The sequence below is a fragment of the Lactococcus sp. genome (genome assembly GCF_036648155.1).
Lineage (GTDB): Bacteria > Bacillota > Bacilli > Lactobacillales > Streptococcaceae > Lactococcus > Lactococcus cremoris.
This window is the reverse complement of the sequence record NZ_JAVXIY010000007.1, coordinates 177,257-197,526: the sequence shown is the minus strand read 5'-3', so window position 1 is coordinate 197,526 and position 20,270 is coordinate 177,257. Positions and strand designations below refer to the sequence as shown.

Genomic DNA, 20,270 nt, shown 5'->3' with positions numbered 1-20,270 from the left:
GACGCTCGTCTCTCGCGACAACTATTATATTCTATCAAACCTATCTCTTCCTGTCAAGAATTAACTGTCACTTTTTAAATCTTTTTTTATCTTCGTCCGACAAAGCCTATGGTTATCAAGTTATTAACCTTTATTTAATATTCAATTCTTGGTAAATTTAGCTTCTTTTGTTCTGAAATTATGCGAACAAGTACGATAAAAATGACAGAGATAAATAATGAGAGGTTATGACTAATTTCTGATTGGAGGTATACATAAAGAATTCCTCCTATTATGCAAGGCAAAGCGTAGATGTTTTCTCTAAAAATCATTGGGACCTGATTAGCGATGATATCTCGAATCATTCCGCCACCAACACCCGTCAGTACCCCTAAAAATACAATAAAAAATATATTTTGTGAATAACCATGGGCGATTCCTGCATCAATTCCTAATACGGTAAATATTCCCAAACCGATTGCATCTGAAACTAAGAGAAGATTATTATAGAAGCGAGCCGCTTTAAAAATATTCAAGGCATTTCTTTTAGATTTTACAATCCAAGCAACAAACATGGCTATTATAGAAGCAATAATAGAAATTATAATAAAAAATGGTGATTTCAATGCTGAAGGCGGAGTCGCTCCCAAAAGCAAATCACGAAAGATTCCTCCTCCTACCGCTGTAATAACTGACATTACGAGCACTCCAAAAACATCCAATTTATGGTTAATCCCGACTACTGTTCCCGAAATGGCAAATGCCACTGTCCCTAAAATTTCTAAAAACAAGTAAAAACTGCTTATCACTTCCATATTTCTCTTTATTTTATCCTTATTGTCATTTTAATACCATTTATTATACCTTATATTGATACAACAGTATAAAAAAAAGACTATTTTTCAACAGTCTTTTTTAATTTAGTCAACTCGGCTAAAATTAGCTACATCGGCACTGATTTTTTCAATAAACTCTTCAAACGGAATGACTTCTGTTTCTTTTGAGCCATAACGACGAATATTTACTGTACCATCGGCTTGTTCTTGGTCACCAATAACGATTTGGTAAGGAATTTTGTGAGTTTGTGATTGGCGAATTTTCCAACCCATTTTTTCGTTGGCTTCATCAACAACGACACGGAAGCCTTTGTCTTGAAGTTCACGTTGAATTTTCCAAGCATAATCGGCATGAATTTCATTATTTACTGGAATAATCGTTGCTTGAGTTGGAGCAAGCCATGTTGGGAAAGCACCTTTGTAAACTTCGATAAGGTAGGCAATGAACCGTTCAAGTGTTGAAATTACACCACGGTGAATCATCACTGGGCGATGTTTTTCTCCATCAGCACCAACGTATGAGATGTCAAAGTTTTCTGGATTGAGGAAGTCTAACTGAATAGTTGAGAGCGTTTCTTCATTTCCAAGGGCTGTTTTAACTTGAATGTCAAGTTTGGGACCGTAAAATGCAGCTTCCCCTTCTGCTTCAACATAGTCAAGTTTCATGTCGTCCATTGTTGCTTTAAGCATGGCTTGAGATTTTTCCCACATTTCATCATCTGGGAAGTATTTAACGGTATCTTTAGGGTCACGATAGCTGAGACGGAAGCTATAATCATTGATTCCAAAGTCACGGTACATGTCCATAATCAATTGAAGAATTTTACTAAATTCTTCTTGGACTTGTTCTAACATCACGAATGTATGACCATCATTCAGAGTCATTTCACGCACACGTTGAAGTCCTGAGAGTGCACCTGATTTTTCATAACGATGCATCATTCCAAATTCGGCGATACGAATTGGGAGTTCACGATAAGAGTGGACATGGTGTTTATAGATGGCAATATGGCTTGGGCAGTTCATTGGACGAAGTTCCATTTCTTCGCCGTCTCCCATATCCATTGGTGGGTACATATCTTCATGGTAATGTTGCCAGTGACCTGATTGTTTGTAAGTATTAAGGTTCATCATGACTGGTGTGATAACATGTTGATAACCATTTTTCACTTCTTGGTCAACGACAAAACGTTCAATGATTCGACGAATAGTAGCACCAGCTGGGAGCCAGTAAGCTGTACCTGCACCAAGTTCTGCGTCGTTAAAGAACAAATCAAGTTCACGACCGAGTTTACGGTGATCACGTTCTTTTGCTTCTTCACGAAGTTTAAGATTTGCTTCTAATTCTTCTTTTGAAAACCATGCTGTACCGTAAATACGTTGCATCATCTTGTTATCCGAATTCCCGCGCCAGTAAGCGCCTGCAACGTTGAGAAGGTGGAAAAATTTGATGACACCAGTTGACGGAACATGTGGGCCACGACAAAGGTCAGTGTATTCCCCTTGAGTATAGACAGTGAGTCCACCTTCATCTTCGTTATGTTCTTCAATGAGTTCAAGTTTGTATGGATCATTTGCAAAAATTTCTTTTGCTTCAGCTTTGCTGACCTCTTTACGCTCTGATTTGAAGTTTTCTTTGACAATTTTCTTCATTTCAGCTTCAATTGTTGCTAAGTCGTCATTTGAAATTTGGCCTGCTTCATTATCTGTATCATAATAGAATCCATCTTGAATAGCTGGTCCAACACCCAAATGAATATTCGGGAAGTGACGTTTTGCTGCTTGAGCAAAAAGGTGAGCGGCTGAATGGCATAGAATTCCAAGCGCATCTTCATGGTCTGGCGTTACAATTTCAAAATCGCTATCTTCATTGATTGCACGTGTCGCATCAATCAACTTCCCGTTAACCTTACCTGCAAGTGTTTTTTTGGCAAGACTTGGTGAGATTGATTTGGCGATTTCAAATGTTGTTACACCTGACTCAAATTCTTTTATGTTGCCATCTGGAAATGTTATTTTAATCATTTTATGTGCCTTTCTTTTTATCGTTTTTAGTTTACTGACAAAACTTTTTTATCTATCGGTAGTGCTGTCAGTAATTTATGGAAATAAAAAAACGCAAATCTCATCCCTTAAAGGACGCTATCTGCGTGTTACCACCTTTGTTTCATTTACTGACTCTTCTTTATGCCAACAATCACCACAATTACTACTTACAGAACTGCTTGGATTTTTGACCTAGGATAGCCATTGAAGCCATTGCGCTCATGGTCATGCTAGAATTTTCATCAGTAAACTTCTCTTCTTTGACGTAACGTGTCAGCAACGCTTTTCTGTTGTCCAGAAAGAATTTATTTTACAAGTCAAGCTTGTAAGGTTGAGTGGTATTTTTAGTTGCCATTTTCAGACTCGCATCAACCGTCTGATTTCTTAGAAATTTTCACTAAAAACATGTCTCTATCTATATTGTAAAGCTTGCTCTAAAATTTGTCAAGAATGAATTTAAGTTTCTTATAAAATTCATAAATAAAACTTTTTTTGGATTAATTAACAGCAAGTTGCGTCAATAAAATAGCTAAAAATTACTTTTTATTCTATTTGCTCTTTTTACTCTTTCAAAATTACTGACAGATATTTTTTGTTCAATTTAGTCCTTTTGTCAGTAGATTTTTCAAAAAAAAAGAACCGATTAGGTTCTTTTTGTATATAATGTTCTTTTTAATGTCTTTGCTCGATATTTTGCTTTGTTTTGTAAGCGAGAAAGTCGCGCGCAACATCTTTATCAAAGTCATTGAGTTGTTTAATCACTTGATTTTGAATGGTTTCAATCTCAATTTTTTCAAAAGAAAGCTCAGCAATTACTTTTTCAACGACCTTAGTGACATTATTGGCAATCATATTGGCGTGGAGTGGTTTGTCTTTATACTTACCATTGATTGCTGCTTTAAATACTGCTGTTTGAATCCGGAAACTATCCCAGTCAACGACATGACCGTTACGTTTGATGACTACTTTATTAACTAATTTTGCTTGCATCATTTTCTCCTCATTTTTTAATCTTCTTACAAAACTATTATAGCAAATTTTTTAGAATTATTTAAAAGTTTCGACGATTAATACGATATTGAGTAGGGTTACAAAAATCCCCGTTGCCAATAAAAGCCACTTAGTGAACCAAACGTTCTTATATTTCCCCATCACTTTTTTAGAACTTGTCAAATAAATTTGTAAAAAGATGGTAATTGGTAATTGAATACTCAAGAAAACTTGTGAATAAATTAAAATATTGAATGATGACGTTACAAAACTCAATCCACAAATTGCCAGAGTTGCGCCAATAATTGTAATTAAAACACCTAACTTACTGTGAGGATCTTGGGCATCATAAGGTTCTGCAAAGATTCCTGCAAAAATTGACCCTCCTGCCATTCCAGCTGTGACTGACGAAGCAACTCCTGCAAAAAGAAAGGCAATGGCAAAGAGAATAGCAGCTACTGGACCAAGCAGAGGAACAAGCATTTCTTGAGCTTGACTAATTTCGGTGACGATACGTGGGAAAAATAAAGCGGCAGCAATGATAATAATCGCGGAATTAATGACCCAACCTAAAAACATTGAAAAAATTGTATCAAAGAATTCAAAACGTAATTGTCTTTCCATTACGGCTTCGTCTTTTAAATTCCACTGACGACTTTGAATGACTTCCGAGTGCAAAAATAGATTGTGAGGCATAACTACAGCCCCTAAAGCTGACATAATAATAGGCATAGATTTTGCATCAACGAAAGGAATGACCATTCCTTTTGATGCCTGCCCCCAGTTAATATGAGGAATAATAAAAATCTCTAGCAAAAGCGCTATCCCAATCAAACTTACAAAACCAATAATTACTTTTTCAATCTTTGGATAAGAATTGCTGAATAAAAACCAGATAACCAAGCCAGCCGTTAAAATTGCACCTATTACAATCGGCAATTTAAAAAGCATTTGCAAAGCTATCGCTCCACCCAAAATTTCGGCAACTGCTGTTGAAATAGATGCTAGGACTCCTGTCCCCAAAATAGTTCTACTGAGCCAGGGCCTGAGATATTGGGTCGCATTTTCTGATAAACATTTCCCTGTGACAATTCCCAAGTGAGCCACATTATGCTGAAGAAACGCCAACATAATTGTTGATAAAGTGATTACCCAGAGTAGTTTATAGCCAAATTGTGAGCCTGCTGCTAGGTTAGCCGCCCAATTCCCAGGGTCAATAAAGCCGACCGCAACAATTAATCCAGGACCAACATATTTCAAAAAATCAAGGGCAGGATGTCTTTTATCTTGTAAAAATCGCCTCATTTTTATCTTTTTCATTTCCACTTCCTTTTGGACAATTATAGCATGGAGCTTTTGAGAGTTCAACCTTACAAAATAAAAAACCGTCAGTAAATTTTACTGACGGTCATTAAAAATAATTGATTATTTAGCAACGATGAAACGGTCAGCATCATCCATGAAAGTTTTTTCACCAGCTGGTGCTTCGATTGAACCAAATACGAGTTGTCCACGAAGTTTCCAGCTTTCTGGAAGATTCCATTCTTTAGCAACTGCTTCGTCAATCAATGGATTGTAATGTTGCAAGTTAGCACCTAGACCAAGTTCAGCAAGTGCTGTCCAAACGTTAACAGAAATAATTCCTGAACCTTGTTCTGACCAAACTGGGAAATTATCAGCGTAAAGAGCAAATTGTTCTTGAAGGTTTTTAACAACCGCTTGATCTTCAAAGAAGAGAATTGTTCCAAATGCCGCTTTAAATCCATCAAGTTTTGCACGTGTGTTATCCCAAGCTGATTCTGGAACACCTTGTGCTTCCATTGCAGCTTTAAGTTCTGGTGCAACAATTTCATCCCAAAGCTTATCTTGAGCATCCCCAGTCAGAATCAAAAGACGTCCTGTTTGTGAATTGAAAGCTGTTGGTGAAAAACGAACTGCTTCTTTAATTGTTTCAATAACTTTTGCTTCATCTTGAACATTTCTTCCAAGAGCGTAGATTGTGCGACGGTTTTCTAATGATTTAATGAATGACATAATAATTACTTCCTTTTTTTATTTTATTGTTTACATCTGTAATCTTATCAAATAAATTTACACTTGTAAACTATTTTGATTCAAAAAATTACTTTTTTTATAAAATAAAAAAAATCCCCTATCTAAAAATAAGGGATTTTTTCTTATTTTGTACCGAACAAACGGTCACCAGCGTCACCAAGACCTGGAACGATATAACCATGTTCATTAAGTTTTTCATCCAAAGCTGCGGTATAAATTTCGATATCTGGATGTGCTTCTTGAAGGGCTTTTACACCTTCTGGTGCGGCAACAAGACAAACGAATTTAATATTTTCTGCTTTAGCATTACGTTTTTTAAGAGAATCAACTGCCAAAATTGCTGAACCACCTGTTGCAAGCATTGGGTCAACAAGGAAAATTTGACGGTCAGCAATATCTGCTGGAAGTTTTACTAAATACTCAACTGGTTTAAGTGTTTCTTCATCACGGTACATTCCGATATGTCCCACACGAGCAGCTGGAATTAATTTCAAAATCCCATCAACCATCCCGATACCTGCACGTAAGATTGGCACAATCGCTAATTTTTTACCCGCGATTTGTTTAACTGTCGTTTTTTGAACAGGTGTTTCAATTTCGACATCTTCGAGAGGTAAATCTCTTGATACTTCGTAGGCCATAAGCATTCCGATTTCGTCAACAAGCTCACGGAATTCTTTTGTTGACGCCTCTTTACGACGCAAGATTGAGAGTTTGTGTTGAATCAATGGATGTTCTACGACTTGAAATTTTGACATTTTGATTTTCCTTTCGCTAGATCCCTTTGCTAAGCAAAGTTCAGATTTGTAAACTGCCATTATATGGCAATTTTGCTAATTTTAGGCAAAATTTTTTAGAGCATAGCAGATGGCGCCATTCTCTAAAAGCATTTTTTCTATTTTACCACTTTTTCAGTCTTTTTTGGGGAATAAGATGAAATTTTAAAAATTATTTTTTCCTTAATTATCATATTTTTTCAAGACTAACTTGATTAAAAATGGAGCTAGGACAGTTGCTAAAATGATGACAATGACCAATTCAGAATAAACTTCATCAGTAATAATGGCACTTGTCAGTCCAATTTGTGCCACAATCAAGGCCATTTCTCCACGTGAAATCATTCCCGTCCCAATCAGCATACTTTCCCCGGTACTCAATTTATTAGATTTCCCAACAAAATAGGCAGGAATAAATTTGGTCAAAATCGCTAGAAGTGTAAAGAGCAAAATAATCCATGGATGATGAATTAAACTGTCAAATTGAACGGATATGGCAATGAGTACAAAGAAGACTGGGATAAAAATCACATACCCAATGGCTGAAGTATATTCTTCAATTTTATGACTGACTTCTGTTTGTGAAATAGCAAGTCCTGCAAAGAAGCTCCCTATCACGGCTGACATTCCCACACTATCTGCAAGTAAACTCAATCCTAAACAGATGATCAAAGCAACAATCGTATTCTTGTTGGCGATTGGCAGTTTTTGGACAAACTTCCAAAATCTGGGAATCAATTTATGGACAACAAATAAAAAGTCAAAAAAGAGAAGTTCAAGTAAAAACTGGAAGAAAAGATGAGTCCCAGAGCCTCCATTTTTGAAACTGGTAAAAATTGATAAAATCAAAACGGCTAAAATATCATCAACAACCGCTGCTCCTAGAATAATTGAGCCTGCACGTGTACTGAGTTTGCCATATTCTTGCAAAACTTCAACGGTAATTGAAACCGATGTTGCGGCAAAAACAATTCCGTAAAAGAAACTCGTAGACATTCCGTAGCCAAAACTAAAAGCTACTAGGCCAAAAACTATTAAAGGAACAATCACACCGCCAATGGCTACAAGCATTGATGCTTTGAAATTTTTCTTTAAAACCGTTAAATCACTCTCAAGACCCGCTAAAAACATGAGTAAAATCACACCGATTTCTGACATCACTTCTAAAACATGTCCGCTATGAACAAGCCCTAGAACTGACGGAGCAATCAAAATTCCAACAAGCATCTGTCCAACAACAGCAGGAATTTTAAGACGCCGTGAAGCAAGGGTTGCAATTAGCGAGGCAATTAAAACAATTGTAAGTTGTAAAATATCATTCATAAGTTGATTATATCATAACCGATAAGACGAAACGAGCTTTTGTCTTATTCGTTTTTATCTCTTATGACCGAACGAAACACAGGATAGCTGTTGCCAGTTTTCTGGCTTACAGATATGCTAGTTGTTTCATCTAGGAACGATAATTTCCTACTGAAGTGAGTGCGGCTCAACTTGTGGTATTAACCACTTAGCGAGAGTGGACATTGTAGCGAAGCGAAGATAGCGTGTTATAAGTAGTGAAGCTTAAAGATACTTTTTCAACTAAAATCATTAAATCGCAAAGGTTTCGACAAGTCTTTTTGTTGCCTCCTCAATTAAAGAAAATGGGGCTGCAGCATTCAATCGGGCATGAGCCTGTCCTGCCTGTCCAAAACTTGCTCCTTTATTTAAAATAACTTCCGCTTCTTCTGATAATTTTTTATCCAATTCTTTATCATTTAATTTATAGTCAGAAAAATCAATCCAAATTAAATAAGTTCCTTGGGGTTTCATCACTTTTATTTTCGTTTTTTGATGAAGTTCTGACTCAACATAAGTAATATTTTTTTCCAATACTTCTTTGAGTTCACTCAACCACTGTGCCCCTTTATTGTAAGCAACTTGAGTTGCAAGCATGCCTAAACTGCTGATTTCTTGTTGATTATTCATTAATCTTCTTTGTAGGTATTTCTCGCGTAAAATTTTATTTTCAATAATTGCATAAGCACATTTTACACCAGCAATATTAAAGCTTTTAGTGGCTGAGGATAAAAGAACTGAAAATTCTTTGAAGTCTGGAGCAATCTTATTGAAAGTATGATGTTCATGCCCAAACAGAGTCAAATCTTGGTGGATTTCATCTGAGACCAACAAAACATTGTGTTTTTGACATATTTGACCAATTTTTAGCAATTCTTCTTTGGTCCACACGCGCCCACCCGGATTGTGAGGGTTACAGAGAATATATAATTTTACGGAATTTTCAACAATATCTTTTTCAAAAGTTTTGAAATCAATTAAAAACTCGCCATTTTTTTCAAGAAGAGCATTCTCAACCAATTTTCGATGATTTAATTTAACTGTTCGAGCAAAGGGGGGATATACAGGGGTATTGATTAAAACAGCATCATTTTCTTTCGTTAGTGCTTGAATGGCCAGACCAATTCCTGGAACAACTCCTTCAACTAGTATTAGACTTTCTTTAGAAAATTCATACTGGTGTTGATTTTTTTCCCAATTTTGCACACTTTCTATCAGGCTATCCTCCACATAAGCATAGCCATAAACACCGTAATCAGCGTAATCATGGATGCTTTGTTTAATTTCTGGCAAGGCCAGAAAATCCATATCAGCTACCCATAAGGGAAGTTTATGGGGATTTTCTTTTATTTCTTGCCATTTTACAGAATTATGTTCAAGTCGATTTGGAATGGTTGTAAAATCATATTTTGTCATTTTTATACTCTCTTCTCTTCTTTTTTTTCGTTTCTGTCAGTAATTTTTATACTGACAGAGTCTAATTTTAACACTTACGGATTTATTTTCTTACTGACATAAGATGCCTGTTACTGCCTTACCCTTTTATCATTCGCTTACGACTTGCGTCGGTGCTTTAGCACCTTACAGCAAGTAGACATTCGAGCGTAGCGAAGATTAGTGGATAGAGAAATGGTACAGCGAAACTCAGAACCCATGGACAGCTATTACAGATATGTTAGTTCTTTCATCAGTAAATATTTAATTTTCTAGTGCTTCTTTAAGGTCTTCTATTAAATCACGTACATCTTCTATACCAATAGAAAGGCGAAGCAAGTCATCAGTTAGACCATAACTTTCTCTAATTTCAAGTGGAATATCATGGTGGGTTTGTTCTGCAGGATAGGTAATTAAAGACTCAACACCTCCTAAACTTTCAGCGAAAGTAAAAACTTGTAAGTGATTTAAAATGTCTGGAATTTTATTTTTGTCAATCACCTTTAAAGAAATCATTCCTCCCAATCCCGGATAGAGCACTTCTTTTACTGACGGAAGCTTTTTTAGAAAAGCCACAATTTTAAGCGCATTTTTAGTTGCTCTTTCCATTCTCAGGCTTAAGGTCTTTAAACCTCGCATGACGAGATAACTATCAAAAGGAGAAAGAACTGCTCCAGTAGTATTAAGTTTATAGACTAATTTTTCATAAAGCTTTTCATCATGAACAATGACCGCTCCAGCTAAAACATCGTTATGCCCTGACAGATATTTTGTCGCCGAATGAATGACAATGTCAGCCCCCAGCTCCAATGGTCTCTGATAGATTGGAGTATAAAAAGTATTATCAACAATCACTTTCGCATGATTTGCTTGCGCCTTATTCGCAATCTTTTCAATGTTATACTTAATCATCATTGGATTTGTTGGACTTTCAATATAAACAATATCGGTCGATTCATCAATTAAATCAAGCATTTCTTTTTCATTATTGGCATAAGTAAATGAAAAACGTCCTTCTTTTTCTTGTTCGTCAAACCAGCGAAAAGAGCCACCATATAAATCTCTAGAGGCCACGATTTTAGCTCCAACAGGAAAAACTTCAAATGCTAAAACAATTGCAGCCATTCCTGACGAAGTTGCCAAAGCGAATTGCCCTGATTCAATTGAAGCAAGTGCTTCTTCTAAAGTCGCTCGTGTGGGATTTTTCGTTCGAGTATAATCAAATCCAGTCGATTTCCCATATTCTGGATGTTGATAGGTCGTTGAAAAATGCAAAGGACTGACTAAAGCCCCAGTAGCTCCATCTTGATGAATTCCAACTTGTGCCAATAAAGTATCTAATCTTTTATCCATAAATTTTCTCCTATAGAAAACACCTTTGTTCTACTCTTTTTGATTAAAATCATAATTTTCTTCACCGCAATGATGACCAAGACGTTCTCCCAAATAGGGCGTTCCTTGATAAACGGCATAATTCAGCCAATTTGAGAAAAAGAGTGAGGCAGCTGAAGCCCAGCTCATTTGTGGTTTCTCTTTATCATTATCTTTTGGAAAATAATTTTTAGGTAGAGCTGGCTTTAAGCCTTCTTCCTTATCTCTTTCGTATTCCCAAGCTAGAGTTTCTCGGTCGTATTCTAAATGACCAAAAAGATAAACTTCACGTAAATTTTTTTTTGCTAAAATAGAAAAACCAGTTTCTTTGGATGTTGACAAGACTTCCAAATCAGGTACTTTTTTTATTTCTGATGGATTTGATTGGGTATATCGCGATTGTGGATAATTTAAAAAATCATCAAATCCTCTAAATAATGGATTTTTAGGTTGCTCTACTGAGCTTTTATAAATACCACACAATTTTTGTGGAAGATTTTCTTTTGTTACCTCATAACGGGCATAAAGTGCTGCTTGTGCTCCCCAACAAATATGTAAACTAGAATAAACATGGCTTTTTGACCACTTCACAATTTCTAAAAACTCAGACCAATAATCTACTTCCTCAAATTCAAGTTGCTCAACAGGTGCACCCGTTATAATCAAACCATCATAGTAGTCATCTTTAATTTCAGAAAAAGATTTATAGAAGGAGTCCAAATGCGATTGCTTAGTATTTTTGAATTCATGACTAGCCATAAACAAAAAATCGACATTAATTTGAAGTGGAGTGTTTGATAATAAGCGTAAAATTTGCCGCTCAGTAATCAATTTACGTGGCATGAGATTGACCACCAGCAAATTCAAAGGGCGAATATTTTGATTTTTCGCTCGTTCATTATCCATAACAAAGATATTATCTGCTCTCAGCTCATCAATGGCAGGCAGACCTTCAATCACTTTTACTGGCATCTCTCACTCAACTTTCACATAGAATTAGACTCAATTATAGCCCTTCATGATTTATTTGCAATAGCCTCGTATTATAATTCCGTAATGGGATAATTTAAAAATTTTAATCTAATAATAAAACTTGCCTAAGGCAAGTCTTATTTTATGATTCGAGAAATAATTTTATCGTAAATGATTCTCATTTCTTTCTCAGAAGATTTTTCCGAAAATTCTTCTAAAGGAATCCAACCTAAACCGTCTGTTTCATCTGTATTCTTTTGAAGTGAACTATTTTCCTTTGCTTCAAATAAAAAAGTGACATTTAGATGAATATGAGCGCTGACATAACCATACTTACGGTGAATGTGACCAAAAACAGGCAAGGCTTCAATCGAAATCGGTTTTTCTGAAAGTTTTCTAAATTCTTGAAGTCCCGTTTCTTCTTGAACCTCTTTTTCTGCCACAGCTAATAAGTCAGAATTGCCATCAGCATGGCCACCTACCCAACCCCAGCTTTGATAAATTTTATGATAAATCCCTAAAATCTTATCATGGGATTCATTAAGAACAAAAGCACTGGCTGTAAAATGAGCAATTGAATCCCGACTTAAATTTTCTTCATCAGCTGCAAATTTTTGAAAAACTTTAAGGTCAATTTGTTCTTGCTGACCTTCTGGCACAAAATTTTCTAATAACTTTTCTATTTTATTTTTCATTTTTCACCTCACAAAACAATCACAATAATACTCATTAAAATCAAAGAAATAAACATGGATAAACTAATGACAAGTCCCGCCAAAGCCTTATCATTTCCAAGCTCTATGGCTTGAATCATGTGCAAAAAGGACATCGGACAAAAGAAAATTAACAAGAGAACTTCTTTTATTATGGCTGGAAAAGGAGCGAAAAAATAAACCAAACTAGCTAAAATAAAAGCTAGTAAATAACGCCAAGTCAATATTTTCAACAGAAGTTTTAATTTTCCTTTCGGCAAGCGAAATTCCATAAAAAGTCCAATTGTAAAAATTGATAACAATGTATTAGCATTTGCCAATGGTCGAATTGGAATCAACCAATCATCAGGAAAAGATAAGCCAAAAATCGCTAAAATAAACATAAAAATATAAACAACAAAGGGTGGATTACGAAATAAGACGCCAAATATTTCTTGCAAAATAAAGCCGTGTTTCTTTCGCCCACTTGAAAGTTCAACAATTGCTTGAGTCGTTCCAGTCACCATTAAGGAATTACCCATATCAAACATGGCTAAAAAAGGAATAGCCGCTGGAAAAAAGCTTGAGACAAAAGGAATTGAAAAATTTCCAATGTTATAGCCCGATAAATCAAACATATAAAGGCCACGTTCTTGCACACTAGCCTTTCGTCCAATAAATTTCCCCAGAAAAACCAAAAGGAGATTAGAAAAAAGTCCCATAAACATCAGAATAAAAAAGATGCCGGAGAGCTTTGTATGATTTACTCCGATTAATATCGTTGCTGGTAAGGTCAAGTAAACAACCAATTTAGAAGTAAGGGCTCCATCTTCTTGGCGAAGTAGACCGATTTTTTTGAGTAAAAGGGCTAAAAACAAAACAAGCAGAATACTCAAGGCATTGAGAAGAATTGTGGTCATTAGAGTTTTACTTTCTATCAGTAGTTTTATCTTCTGTCAGTAATTTCGTAATGCTTAGTTTACTGACAGCACGTCTAAATTAATTCTAGCATTTTTTTAAATAAAAACTCCCGTAAAAATACGAGAGTAGTCAATTAATTGATTTCAATAGTATATTCGCAAGAGAAGCTTCCCTCTGGCGCTAATTGATTAATCCCAAATTTCGTTGTGATGTCGCCATCAGTATTTTCATCGTCAGCAATTCCAGACCATGGCTCGATACAAACAAAGGGTGCTTCATTTGGATAAGGTGACCATAAGCCAAAATAGGGCATATCTTTCCAAGTCACAGTAACCCCATGTTCATCTAATTTGTTGGTCAATGAAACTTTCATCTCATCTGATGATGTATAAACTAGAGCATCTTTATCAAAAAGTTCTCTTGTTAATGGAAGAGTATTTACTTGTGTCTCCACTCTTTCATCTAATTTCAATGTTCCTGATGGTGGGTCAAGCGGAATAAAAGTTCGTTTTTCATCTGGTGAAACAGTTAACTGATAGTCTTCAAAAGTCCCATTTTTCAAGGGAACATTAAATGCTGGGTGAGCGCCAACACCAAAAGACATGAATTTTTCGTCTTCATTTTTCACTTCGTAACGGACTCTGATTTTATTATCCACCAATTTGTAAGAAACTCGAAAGTTAAAATGGAAAGGATAGTGATTCAAGCTATCTTCATTATCACGGAGCTCAAAAACGAGTTCATTATCGGATTTTTTAATTAATTCAAAATCATTATCACGTGCAAAACCATGTCCACCCATTTGATAAGTTTGCTCATTATAATGATATTGGCCATTTTTTAATTTCCCAACGATTGGAAAGAGAACTGGAGCATGACGTCCCCAAAATTTTGGATCGGCTTGCCATAAATATTCAATATCATCATGTTGGATGGAATGCATTTCTGCCCCAAAAGTGTCCACAATAACACTCAATTGGTCATTTTTCAAAGTGTAATTCATAAAAAACTCCTTAATATTTTTATCTTCTTTCTATTTTACCATTTTTACTGACAAAAATTTCTGTCAGCAAAAAAACCGTGTAAGCACGGTTTAATCTTTTCTTGGTTTATAAAAGTTACGATTAGACAAAGCCCAAACCCGCTGACTAAATTGACCTGGGTCGAGCGTTTGAGTCGCCGTAGTCATCATCATCATGTTGGCATCCATGACATCAATTTGATGAATCATTTCTGCTTCCATAATTTGTGGGCGAACAGGACTACCATACTCCAACTCCCCATGATGGCTCAATAAACAATGGCGAAGCATCAATAAATCTTCATTATCATCATCAAATCCAAGTTCAATGGCGGCTTTACTCACTTCTTCATCAATCAAAACAATATGTCCAAGCAAGTTTCCTCTTAAAGTATAAGAAGTATTTTCGGCACCTGTAAATTCCAAACATTTTGCCATGTCATGAAGTAAAACACCAGCAAACATCAAATTTTCGTTGAGTTGTGGATAAACTTCGCAGACTTTTTCTGCTAAATGAAGCATGGTGGTTGTATGGAAAGCAAGTCCTCCTTCAAAAGCATGGTGATTAGTTTTTGCAGCAGGAAATTCATAAAATTCTTTATCAAATTTTTTCAAAATCGTACGTACAATTCGATTTAAGGTCGCATTTTCAATTTTAAAAAGAATGGATTGAACATATTCACGTAAATCTTTTTCTTGAACAGGAGAACTTTCTCGATAATCATGAGGTTGATTGGGTTCACTATCTGTCGCTAAACGCAATTGTATTTTATTAACTTGAGGCATTCCATTATAGAGTTCTTTGAGAGCCTTCATATGCACGACCCGACCAGCTCGAAACTGTTCAACCGCTTTTGGATTAGCATCCCAAATATTTCCATTGATTGTTCCCGTTCGGTCTTGAAAACTCAAAGCTAAAAAGTCTTTCCCCGCCCGCGTTTGACGTAATTCAACTGATTTAATCAGGTAAAATCCTTCAAAAAATTCGCCAATTTCTAAGTTTTTAATGAGCACCATGTTTTCTCCTTTAAGATGTAAGCCCGACTCTTTGGGTGACCTAGCCAAGCGATATAAAATATTTATTACTTTGTCAATCTAAATCCAAAAGTTTGCTGCTTTCACTATCATCTATCCGGTCAATATTCGTCAGCGCTTTTTTCATGACATTTGTTCTTGTCGTAATCAGATTATTAATTTCTTTTTCTGATTGCTGAATTTTTTGTTGAACTTTTTTCAATGAATCTTCAAATTTATCAAACTCTGTTTTGACTGCTCCTAGCATTTCATAAACTTCAGCTGATTTTTGTTCGATTTGCAAGGTTTTAAAGCCCATTTGCAAACTGTTTAAGACAGCGGTCATCGTCGTTGGCCCTGTCACATTGATCTTATAGTCACGGCTGATTTGCTCATAAAGTTCAGGATTATTAACCACTTCCATAAACAGCCCTTCAGTTGGTAAAAACATAATGGCAAAATCCGTTGTTTTTGGCGGGACAATATATTTTTCACTGATTGATTTAGCTTGAGCTTTAACAGCATTAAACAATGCTTTTCTCGTCTTATCAATTTCCACTGGTTCATTAGATTCCAAAGCCATTTGCAAGCGTTGATAATCTTCCATAGGGAATTTTGAGTCAATTGGAAGTAAGAGTTCTGACCCCTCTGATTTTCCAGGCAAAATCAAGGCATAATCCACAGCGTTAGCACCCTGAATATTGACTTGTTCTCGATATTGACTGCTTGTAAACATCTGCTCTAAAATTCGTCCTAGCTGAATTTCACCAACAATCCCACGTGTTTTAACACCCGTCATTACCTTTTGCAAGCTGTCCACATCACTGGCAAGATTTCTCATTTCTCCCAAGCCCTCTTCGACATTTTTCAAATGTAAAGTGACCTGTTCAAAAGATTGTGAAATTCTGCGATTCAAGGTTTCTTGCAATTTTTCATCGACCGTTTCCTGAATTTGACTTAATCTCTTATCGTTAGAATCTTGTAATTCTTTAAATTTACGGTCAAATTTGTCTGTCATTGCCTCTGTCAGTTCTGACAGTTTTGTGACCGTTCTATCAGTAGATTCTACCAAACTTACAGAGATTTTTTCTAATTTTTGCTCATTTGAACTTTGCAAATCTTTAAACTGCCAGTCAAACTTGCTATTGATATTTTCTGTCAGTGTTGAAAAATCATTATTGACCGAGCGTAAACTACTTGAAAGTTCTTGTCGATTTTGCGCCAGTTGCTGATTAACATCCGAGCGCATTTCCGCTAAATTTTGATTAAGATAATTTAACTGATGACTCGTATTTCCTTTGTCAGTCTTTTTGAAAAAATTGGCAAGGGACAGTAAAATCAAAAGTATGAGTAATATGATAATAATAACTTCCATCTTGATTTTTTATTTTCCTATATTTCTAACACATTTAAATGAAAGCCCGAAGTTACTGACAGAAAAACTGTCAGCATCCTCGTAGCTCTTTATAAGTTCTCACGAAGTTTTTCGATGTTTTTTTCTACTTCACCATTAAAAACAAACGACCCAGCAACAAAGACATTGGCACCAGCAGCTTTTGCGACTTGAATTGTTTGGTCGTCAATGCCACCATCCACTTCAATTTCAAAATTAAGCTTTTTGTCAGTTCGAATTTGAGTGAGTTCACGTACTTTATCCATCATTTCAGGAATAAATTTTTGACCGCCAAAACCAGGATTGACTGTCATCACTAAAACCATATCCACAAGTGGTAAGACGGTTTTAATCGCCTCTACAGGAGTTCCAGGATTAATCACTACCGAAGCTTTCATTCCAGCATTCTTAATTTTTTGCAGCGCTCCATGGATATGATTGGTTGCTTCAACATGAATACTCATGCTATCTGCACCTGCTTTTGCAAAGTCATCCACATATTTTTCTGGATTCTCAACCATCATATGAACATCAAAAAACAAACTTGTTTGCGAGCGAAGTGCCGAAACAACTCCAGCTCCGAAGGTTAAATTATCTACAAAATGTCCGTCCATCACATCAATATGTATAAGGTCAGCGCCGGCAGCCTCTAAATGTTTAACATCTCTTGCAAAATTTCCAAAATCTGCTGACAAAATTGATGGAGCAATTTTATTTTTCATTTTTATCCTCTCTCTAAAGAATACTACGATTCTTATTTAAAAAACAACTCTCAATAAAAAATCACAAAACCCTCATTCACCACTATTATCTGATGATTCATCATGAAGTTCTTCTTTAACAATTGTCTTCCAAGCATCTCCCTCTCGTTTGTGTTCTACAACGGTTGCCGCACGAACGCCAAGAACGATTGCCAAACCTAAAGCAATAACCGTCAAGAAATTCATCACAAAATTAGGTGTGCCATTTTTGAAAACAAACATTTCCAATACTTGGCAAAGAAGGGCAAAAAGAACCGCTAAAAAGGCTTCTGTTTTCAATCTTTTTTTCATTTTTCTTTATCCTGCGAACTCTCTAGGTCATTTTCTTTTGACTGACTCGTCAAGCCAAAAAAGACACGATTTAACCAAAAAATAACAAAGAAGGTCGCAAGAACTAAGAGAATAAACACGATAATCATCATTGTTTTGGATAAGTCATTTTTAAAATAAATCGCTAAAATCCAAGCTAAAACAAGGGCAAAAAAACCAGCCTGTTTCAACCAAATATTATCTTTAGCCTTGTTTTTTTCGTTTTTTCTCATAAGTTTCCCTCGTATGGTTGATTTCATCTAAAAGCTGTAAGTAATTTTCATAACGGCTTTCTAAAATTTCATGATTTTCAAGTGCAACTTTAACCGCACAGCTTGGTTCATGCGTATGTGTACATTCTCTGAATTTACAATTATGACTAATCTTTAAAATTTCTGGAAAAGCAGCGTTTAAATCTGGCTGATTGGTTACCTCATAATCTAAATTAGAAAAACCTGGCGTATCAGCAATTAGTCCACCTGCTAACTCAAAAAACTCAACATGGCGAGTTGTATGTCGCCCACGCCCTAGCTTTTCTGAAGTTTCACCCGTTGCCAACTGCATTTCCGGTGCGATTTTATTTAACAAAGTGGTTTTTCCAGCACCAGTTTGTCCCATAAAAACAGTTACTTTTCCCGCTAAATTACTGACCAAATGTTCAGCATCAAAAAAGACATTATAACCAATCTGTTCATAATTCCTTTTTATCTGCTCATAATCTGCCCGCTGATTAAAAGTTTTATTACTTTTCTCAGAACTCCCTTGATCTTCTGTCAGCAAATCCATTTTAGAAATATAAATCATTGGATGAATGTTTTTATGTTCTAAGAAAACCAAAAAACGGTCCAAGAGATTTAAACTAAAATTAGGACTTACCGTTGACATAATAATCACCGCTTGGTCAATATTAGCAATGGATGGTCGAATTAAAGAATTTTTTCGCTCACCAATTTTTAGAATATATCCTTCTGAATTTTCTTCAGCAGAAAACTCAACAAAATCCCCTACAACAGGTTTCATTCCTTTTTTTCTGAAATTACCACGCGCGCGCGTCTGATAAACTTCACCTTCTGCCTCGACATCATAAAAGCCTGCCAAGGATTTGACAATACGTCCATTTTTTATCATGTTCTCATTATACCAAAAAAAGGCTTAACTGTAAGCCTTTCATTATTTTTTAAAGTATTTTTAACTCAAAACAGTGATTTGAATATTTTTACGTCCCCAAGCGATTGCTTGGTCATTTGATGGAAAATGGACGTCAATAATATTCCCAATAATCGCACCCCCAGTATCACCAGCAATTGCAATTCCATAACCCGGAACTTCAACGAGTGAATTCAAAGGAATGACACTTGGATCAACCGCGATACAAATTGGATTTTTACTTAAATCAATTCCAGTTGCAGTAATTCCATTTAAAGCGTAAGCTGTTGCTTCTACGTTTAACTTGCGCCCACCAGGAGTCGTTGTCGTAGGATTATTATTGTTATTTTCTCCAGTTGAAGGTTGAGTACTCGATGAGCTTGTACTTTCAGAACTTGAAGAATTTTTTGTCTTCTCTTGTTCAGCTTTGGCTTTCACCTCTGCAACTGATTTGGCTAAGGCTTCATCGCGAGCTTTTTGTTCTTCCGCAGCTTTTGTTTGCATTTCACTTAAAAGTTGTTTATTTGAATTGATCTTATCTTTTAGTGTAGAAATATTGCTTTGTAAAGCTTCAACCTGTTCTTGATAGTTGTTTTGATTTTTCACAAGAGCTTCTTGAGAATCCTCCAATTTAACTTTCATCGTTTTAAGCGATTCTTCTTTTTCTATCAAAGATTTTGCCTGATCAGATTCAGCCGTCATCACAACATGTAAATTTGTCAAACGCATAATCATATCTGAAAGATTTTTTGATGATGCAACGACATCAATATACGACAACGTCGTCCCACCATTTGCTTGCATCGCCCGCATTTGTTTTGCGACAGAGGCTTTAAGTTGAACAACATCATTTTCAGTCTCAGAGATTCCAGATTCCAACTCTGTAATTCTGCTCTTTGTTTGATTGACTTTTTGTTGAGCCTCTTGTGCTTGGCTATAAATCTTATTGGCCTGTGCAAGTTTACTATCAAGTTGTGTTTGGAAGTTTTGTATTTCTTGGTTGACTTCCGTTTGAGAGCTGTCAGCATCTACTTTTATTGCTCCTAAGAGATTGACTGGCAACACTGATAAAATAATCAGTAAAGCTCCTACAAGTATTCCAACTTGTTTTATTTTTTTAGGAATTAAATTCTTCATACTTCGTCTATTCTAACATATCCTTTGCAATTTTTAATTGCATTTCCTTTACAAATATTAATATAGATTTAAAACA

Annotated in this window: 20 protein-coding genes; all 20 read right to left on the bottom strand. The window is 35.7% G+C overall.

Going from position 1 to position 20,270, the window contains the following annotated elements:
- Window positions 1–134: 134 nt before the first annotated feature.
- Window positions 135–794 carry a trimeric intracellular cation channel family protein gene (locus tag RSC39_RS08810; RefSeq protein ID WP_011835869.1) on the bottom strand — a complete coding sequence of 220 codons (660 nt, stop codon included), beginning with the start codon at window positions 792–794 and terminating at the stop codon, window positions 135–137.
- Window positions 795–899: 105 nt separating this feature from the next.
- Entirely contained in the window at window positions 900–2,840 is a 1,941-nt protein-coding gene (thrS, locus tag RSC39_RS08805) for a threonine--tRNA ligase (RefSeq protein ID WP_332536563.1), read from the bottom strand.
- 693 nt (window positions 2,841–3,533) lie between these two features.
- On the bottom strand, window positions 3,534–3,851 hold the full coding sequence (locus RSC39_RS08800) for an ATP cone domain-containing protein (RefSeq protein WP_004254946.1): 318 nt from the start codon (window positions 3,849–3,851) through the stop codon (window positions 3,534–3,536).
- Window positions 3,852–3,908: 57 nt separating this feature from the next.
- A complete protein-coding gene (locus RSC39_RS08795) occupies window positions 3,909–5,171 on the bottom strand; it encodes an Nramp family divalent metal transporter (RefSeq protein WP_332536561.1) in 1,263 nt (420 codons plus the stop codon).
- A gap of 105 nt (window positions 5,172–5,276) precedes the next feature.
- On the bottom strand, window positions 5,277–5,885 hold the full coding sequence (locus RSC39_RS08790) for a nitroreductase family protein (RefSeq protein ID WP_011676980.1): 609 nt from the start codon (window positions 5,883–5,885) through the stop codon (window positions 5,277–5,279).
- 143 nt (window positions 5,886–6,028) lie between these two features.
- Complete coding sequence (gene upp / locus RSC39_RS08785) at window positions 6,029–6,664, bottom strand: uracil phosphoribosyltransferase (protein WP_011835873.1); 636 nt, start codon at window positions 6,662–6,664, stop codon at window positions 6,029–6,031.
- Window positions 6,665–6,865: 201 nt separating this feature from the next.
- A complete protein-coding gene (locus tag RSC39_RS08780; protein WP_332536559.1) occupies window positions 6,866–8,005 on the bottom strand; it encodes a cation:proton antiporter in 1,140 nt (379 codons plus the stop codon).
- Window positions 8,006–8,275: 270 nt separating this feature from the next.
- Window positions 8,276–9,439, bottom strand: coding sequence for a MalY/PatB family protein (locus RSC39_RS08775; protein WP_332536557.1), 1,164 nt, complete (start codon window positions 9,437–9,439; stop codon window positions 8,276–8,278).
- A gap of 282 nt (window positions 9,440–9,721) precedes the next feature.
- Window positions 9,722–10,810 (bottom strand): cystathionine gamma-synthase, encoded by a 1,089-nt coding sequence (locus RSC39_RS08770; protein WP_332536555.1) that lies wholly within the window; start codon window positions 10,808–10,810, stop codon window positions 9,722–9,724.
- Between the two features lie 30 nt (window positions 10,811–10,840).
- Window positions 10,841–11,800 carry a homoserine O-succinyltransferase gene (metA, locus tag RSC39_RS08765; RefSeq protein ID WP_332536553.1) on the bottom strand — a complete coding sequence of 320 codons (960 nt, stop codon included), beginning with the start codon at window positions 11,798–11,800 and terminating at the stop codon, window positions 10,841–10,843.
- Between the two features lie 137 nt (window positions 11,801–11,937).
- A complete protein-coding gene (locus RSC39_RS08760; protein WP_332536551.1) occupies window positions 11,938–12,495 on the bottom strand; it encodes an NUDIX hydrolase in 558 nt (185 codons plus the stop codon).
- A gap of 8 nt (window positions 12,496–12,503) precedes the next feature.
- On the bottom strand, window positions 12,504–13,412 hold the full coding sequence (locus RSC39_RS08755) for an AEC family transporter (protein ID WP_021037852.1): 909 nt from the start codon (window positions 13,410–13,412) through the stop codon (window positions 12,504–12,506).
- A gap of 134 nt (window positions 13,413–13,546) precedes the next feature.
- Window positions 13,547–14,416: an aldose 1-epimerase family protein gene (locus tag RSC39_RS08750; protein ID WP_332536549.1), complete on the bottom strand. Its 870-nt coding sequence runs from the start codon at window positions 14,414–14,416 to the stop codon at window positions 13,547–13,549.
- A 90-nt stretch (window positions 14,417–14,506) separates the two neighbouring features.
- Window positions 14,507–15,451: a 3'-5' exoribonuclease YhaM family protein gene (locus RSC39_RS08745; protein ID WP_096816204.1), complete on the bottom strand. Its 945-nt coding sequence runs from the start codon at window positions 15,449–15,451 to the stop codon at window positions 14,507–14,509.
- A gap of 73 nt (window positions 15,452–15,524) precedes the next feature.
- Complete coding sequence (locus RSC39_RS08740) at window positions 15,525–16,823, bottom strand: DNA recombination protein RmuC (RefSeq protein WP_332536546.1); 1,299 nt, start codon at window positions 16,821–16,823, stop codon at window positions 15,525–15,527.
- 89 nt (window positions 16,824–16,912) lie between these two features.
- Complete coding sequence (rpe, locus tag RSC39_RS08735) at window positions 16,913–17,563, bottom strand: ribulose-phosphate 3-epimerase (RefSeq protein WP_332536544.1); 651 nt, start codon at window positions 17,561–17,563, stop codon at window positions 16,913–16,915.
- Window positions 17,564–17,635: 72 nt separating this feature from the next.
- Window positions 17,636–17,893, bottom strand: coding sequence for a hypothetical protein (locus RSC39_RS08730; protein WP_011676990.1), 258 nt, complete (start codon window positions 17,891–17,893; stop codon window positions 17,636–17,638).
- Window positions 17,890–18,144 (bottom strand): hypothetical protein, encoded by a 255-nt coding sequence (locus tag RSC39_RS08725; protein ID WP_011676991.1) that lies wholly within the window; start codon window positions 18,142–18,144, stop codon window positions 17,890–17,892. Before RSC39_RS08725 ends, RSC39_RS08730 begins: the two co-directional genes overlap by 4 nt.
- Window positions 18,116–19,039: a ribosome small subunit-dependent GTPase A gene (gene rsgA / locus RSC39_RS08720; RefSeq protein WP_332536541.1), complete on the bottom strand. Its 924-nt coding sequence runs from the start codon at window positions 19,037–19,039 to the stop codon at window positions 18,116–18,118. Before rsgA ends, RSC39_RS08725 begins: the two co-directional genes overlap by 29 nt.
- Window positions 19,040–19,099: 60 nt before the next feature.
- A complete protein-coding gene (locus tag RSC39_RS08715) occupies window positions 19,100–20,194 on the bottom strand; it encodes a 3D domain-containing protein (RefSeq protein ID WP_063281171.1) in 1,095 nt (364 codons plus the stop codon).
- Window positions 20,195–20,270 lie beyond the last annotated feature (76 nt).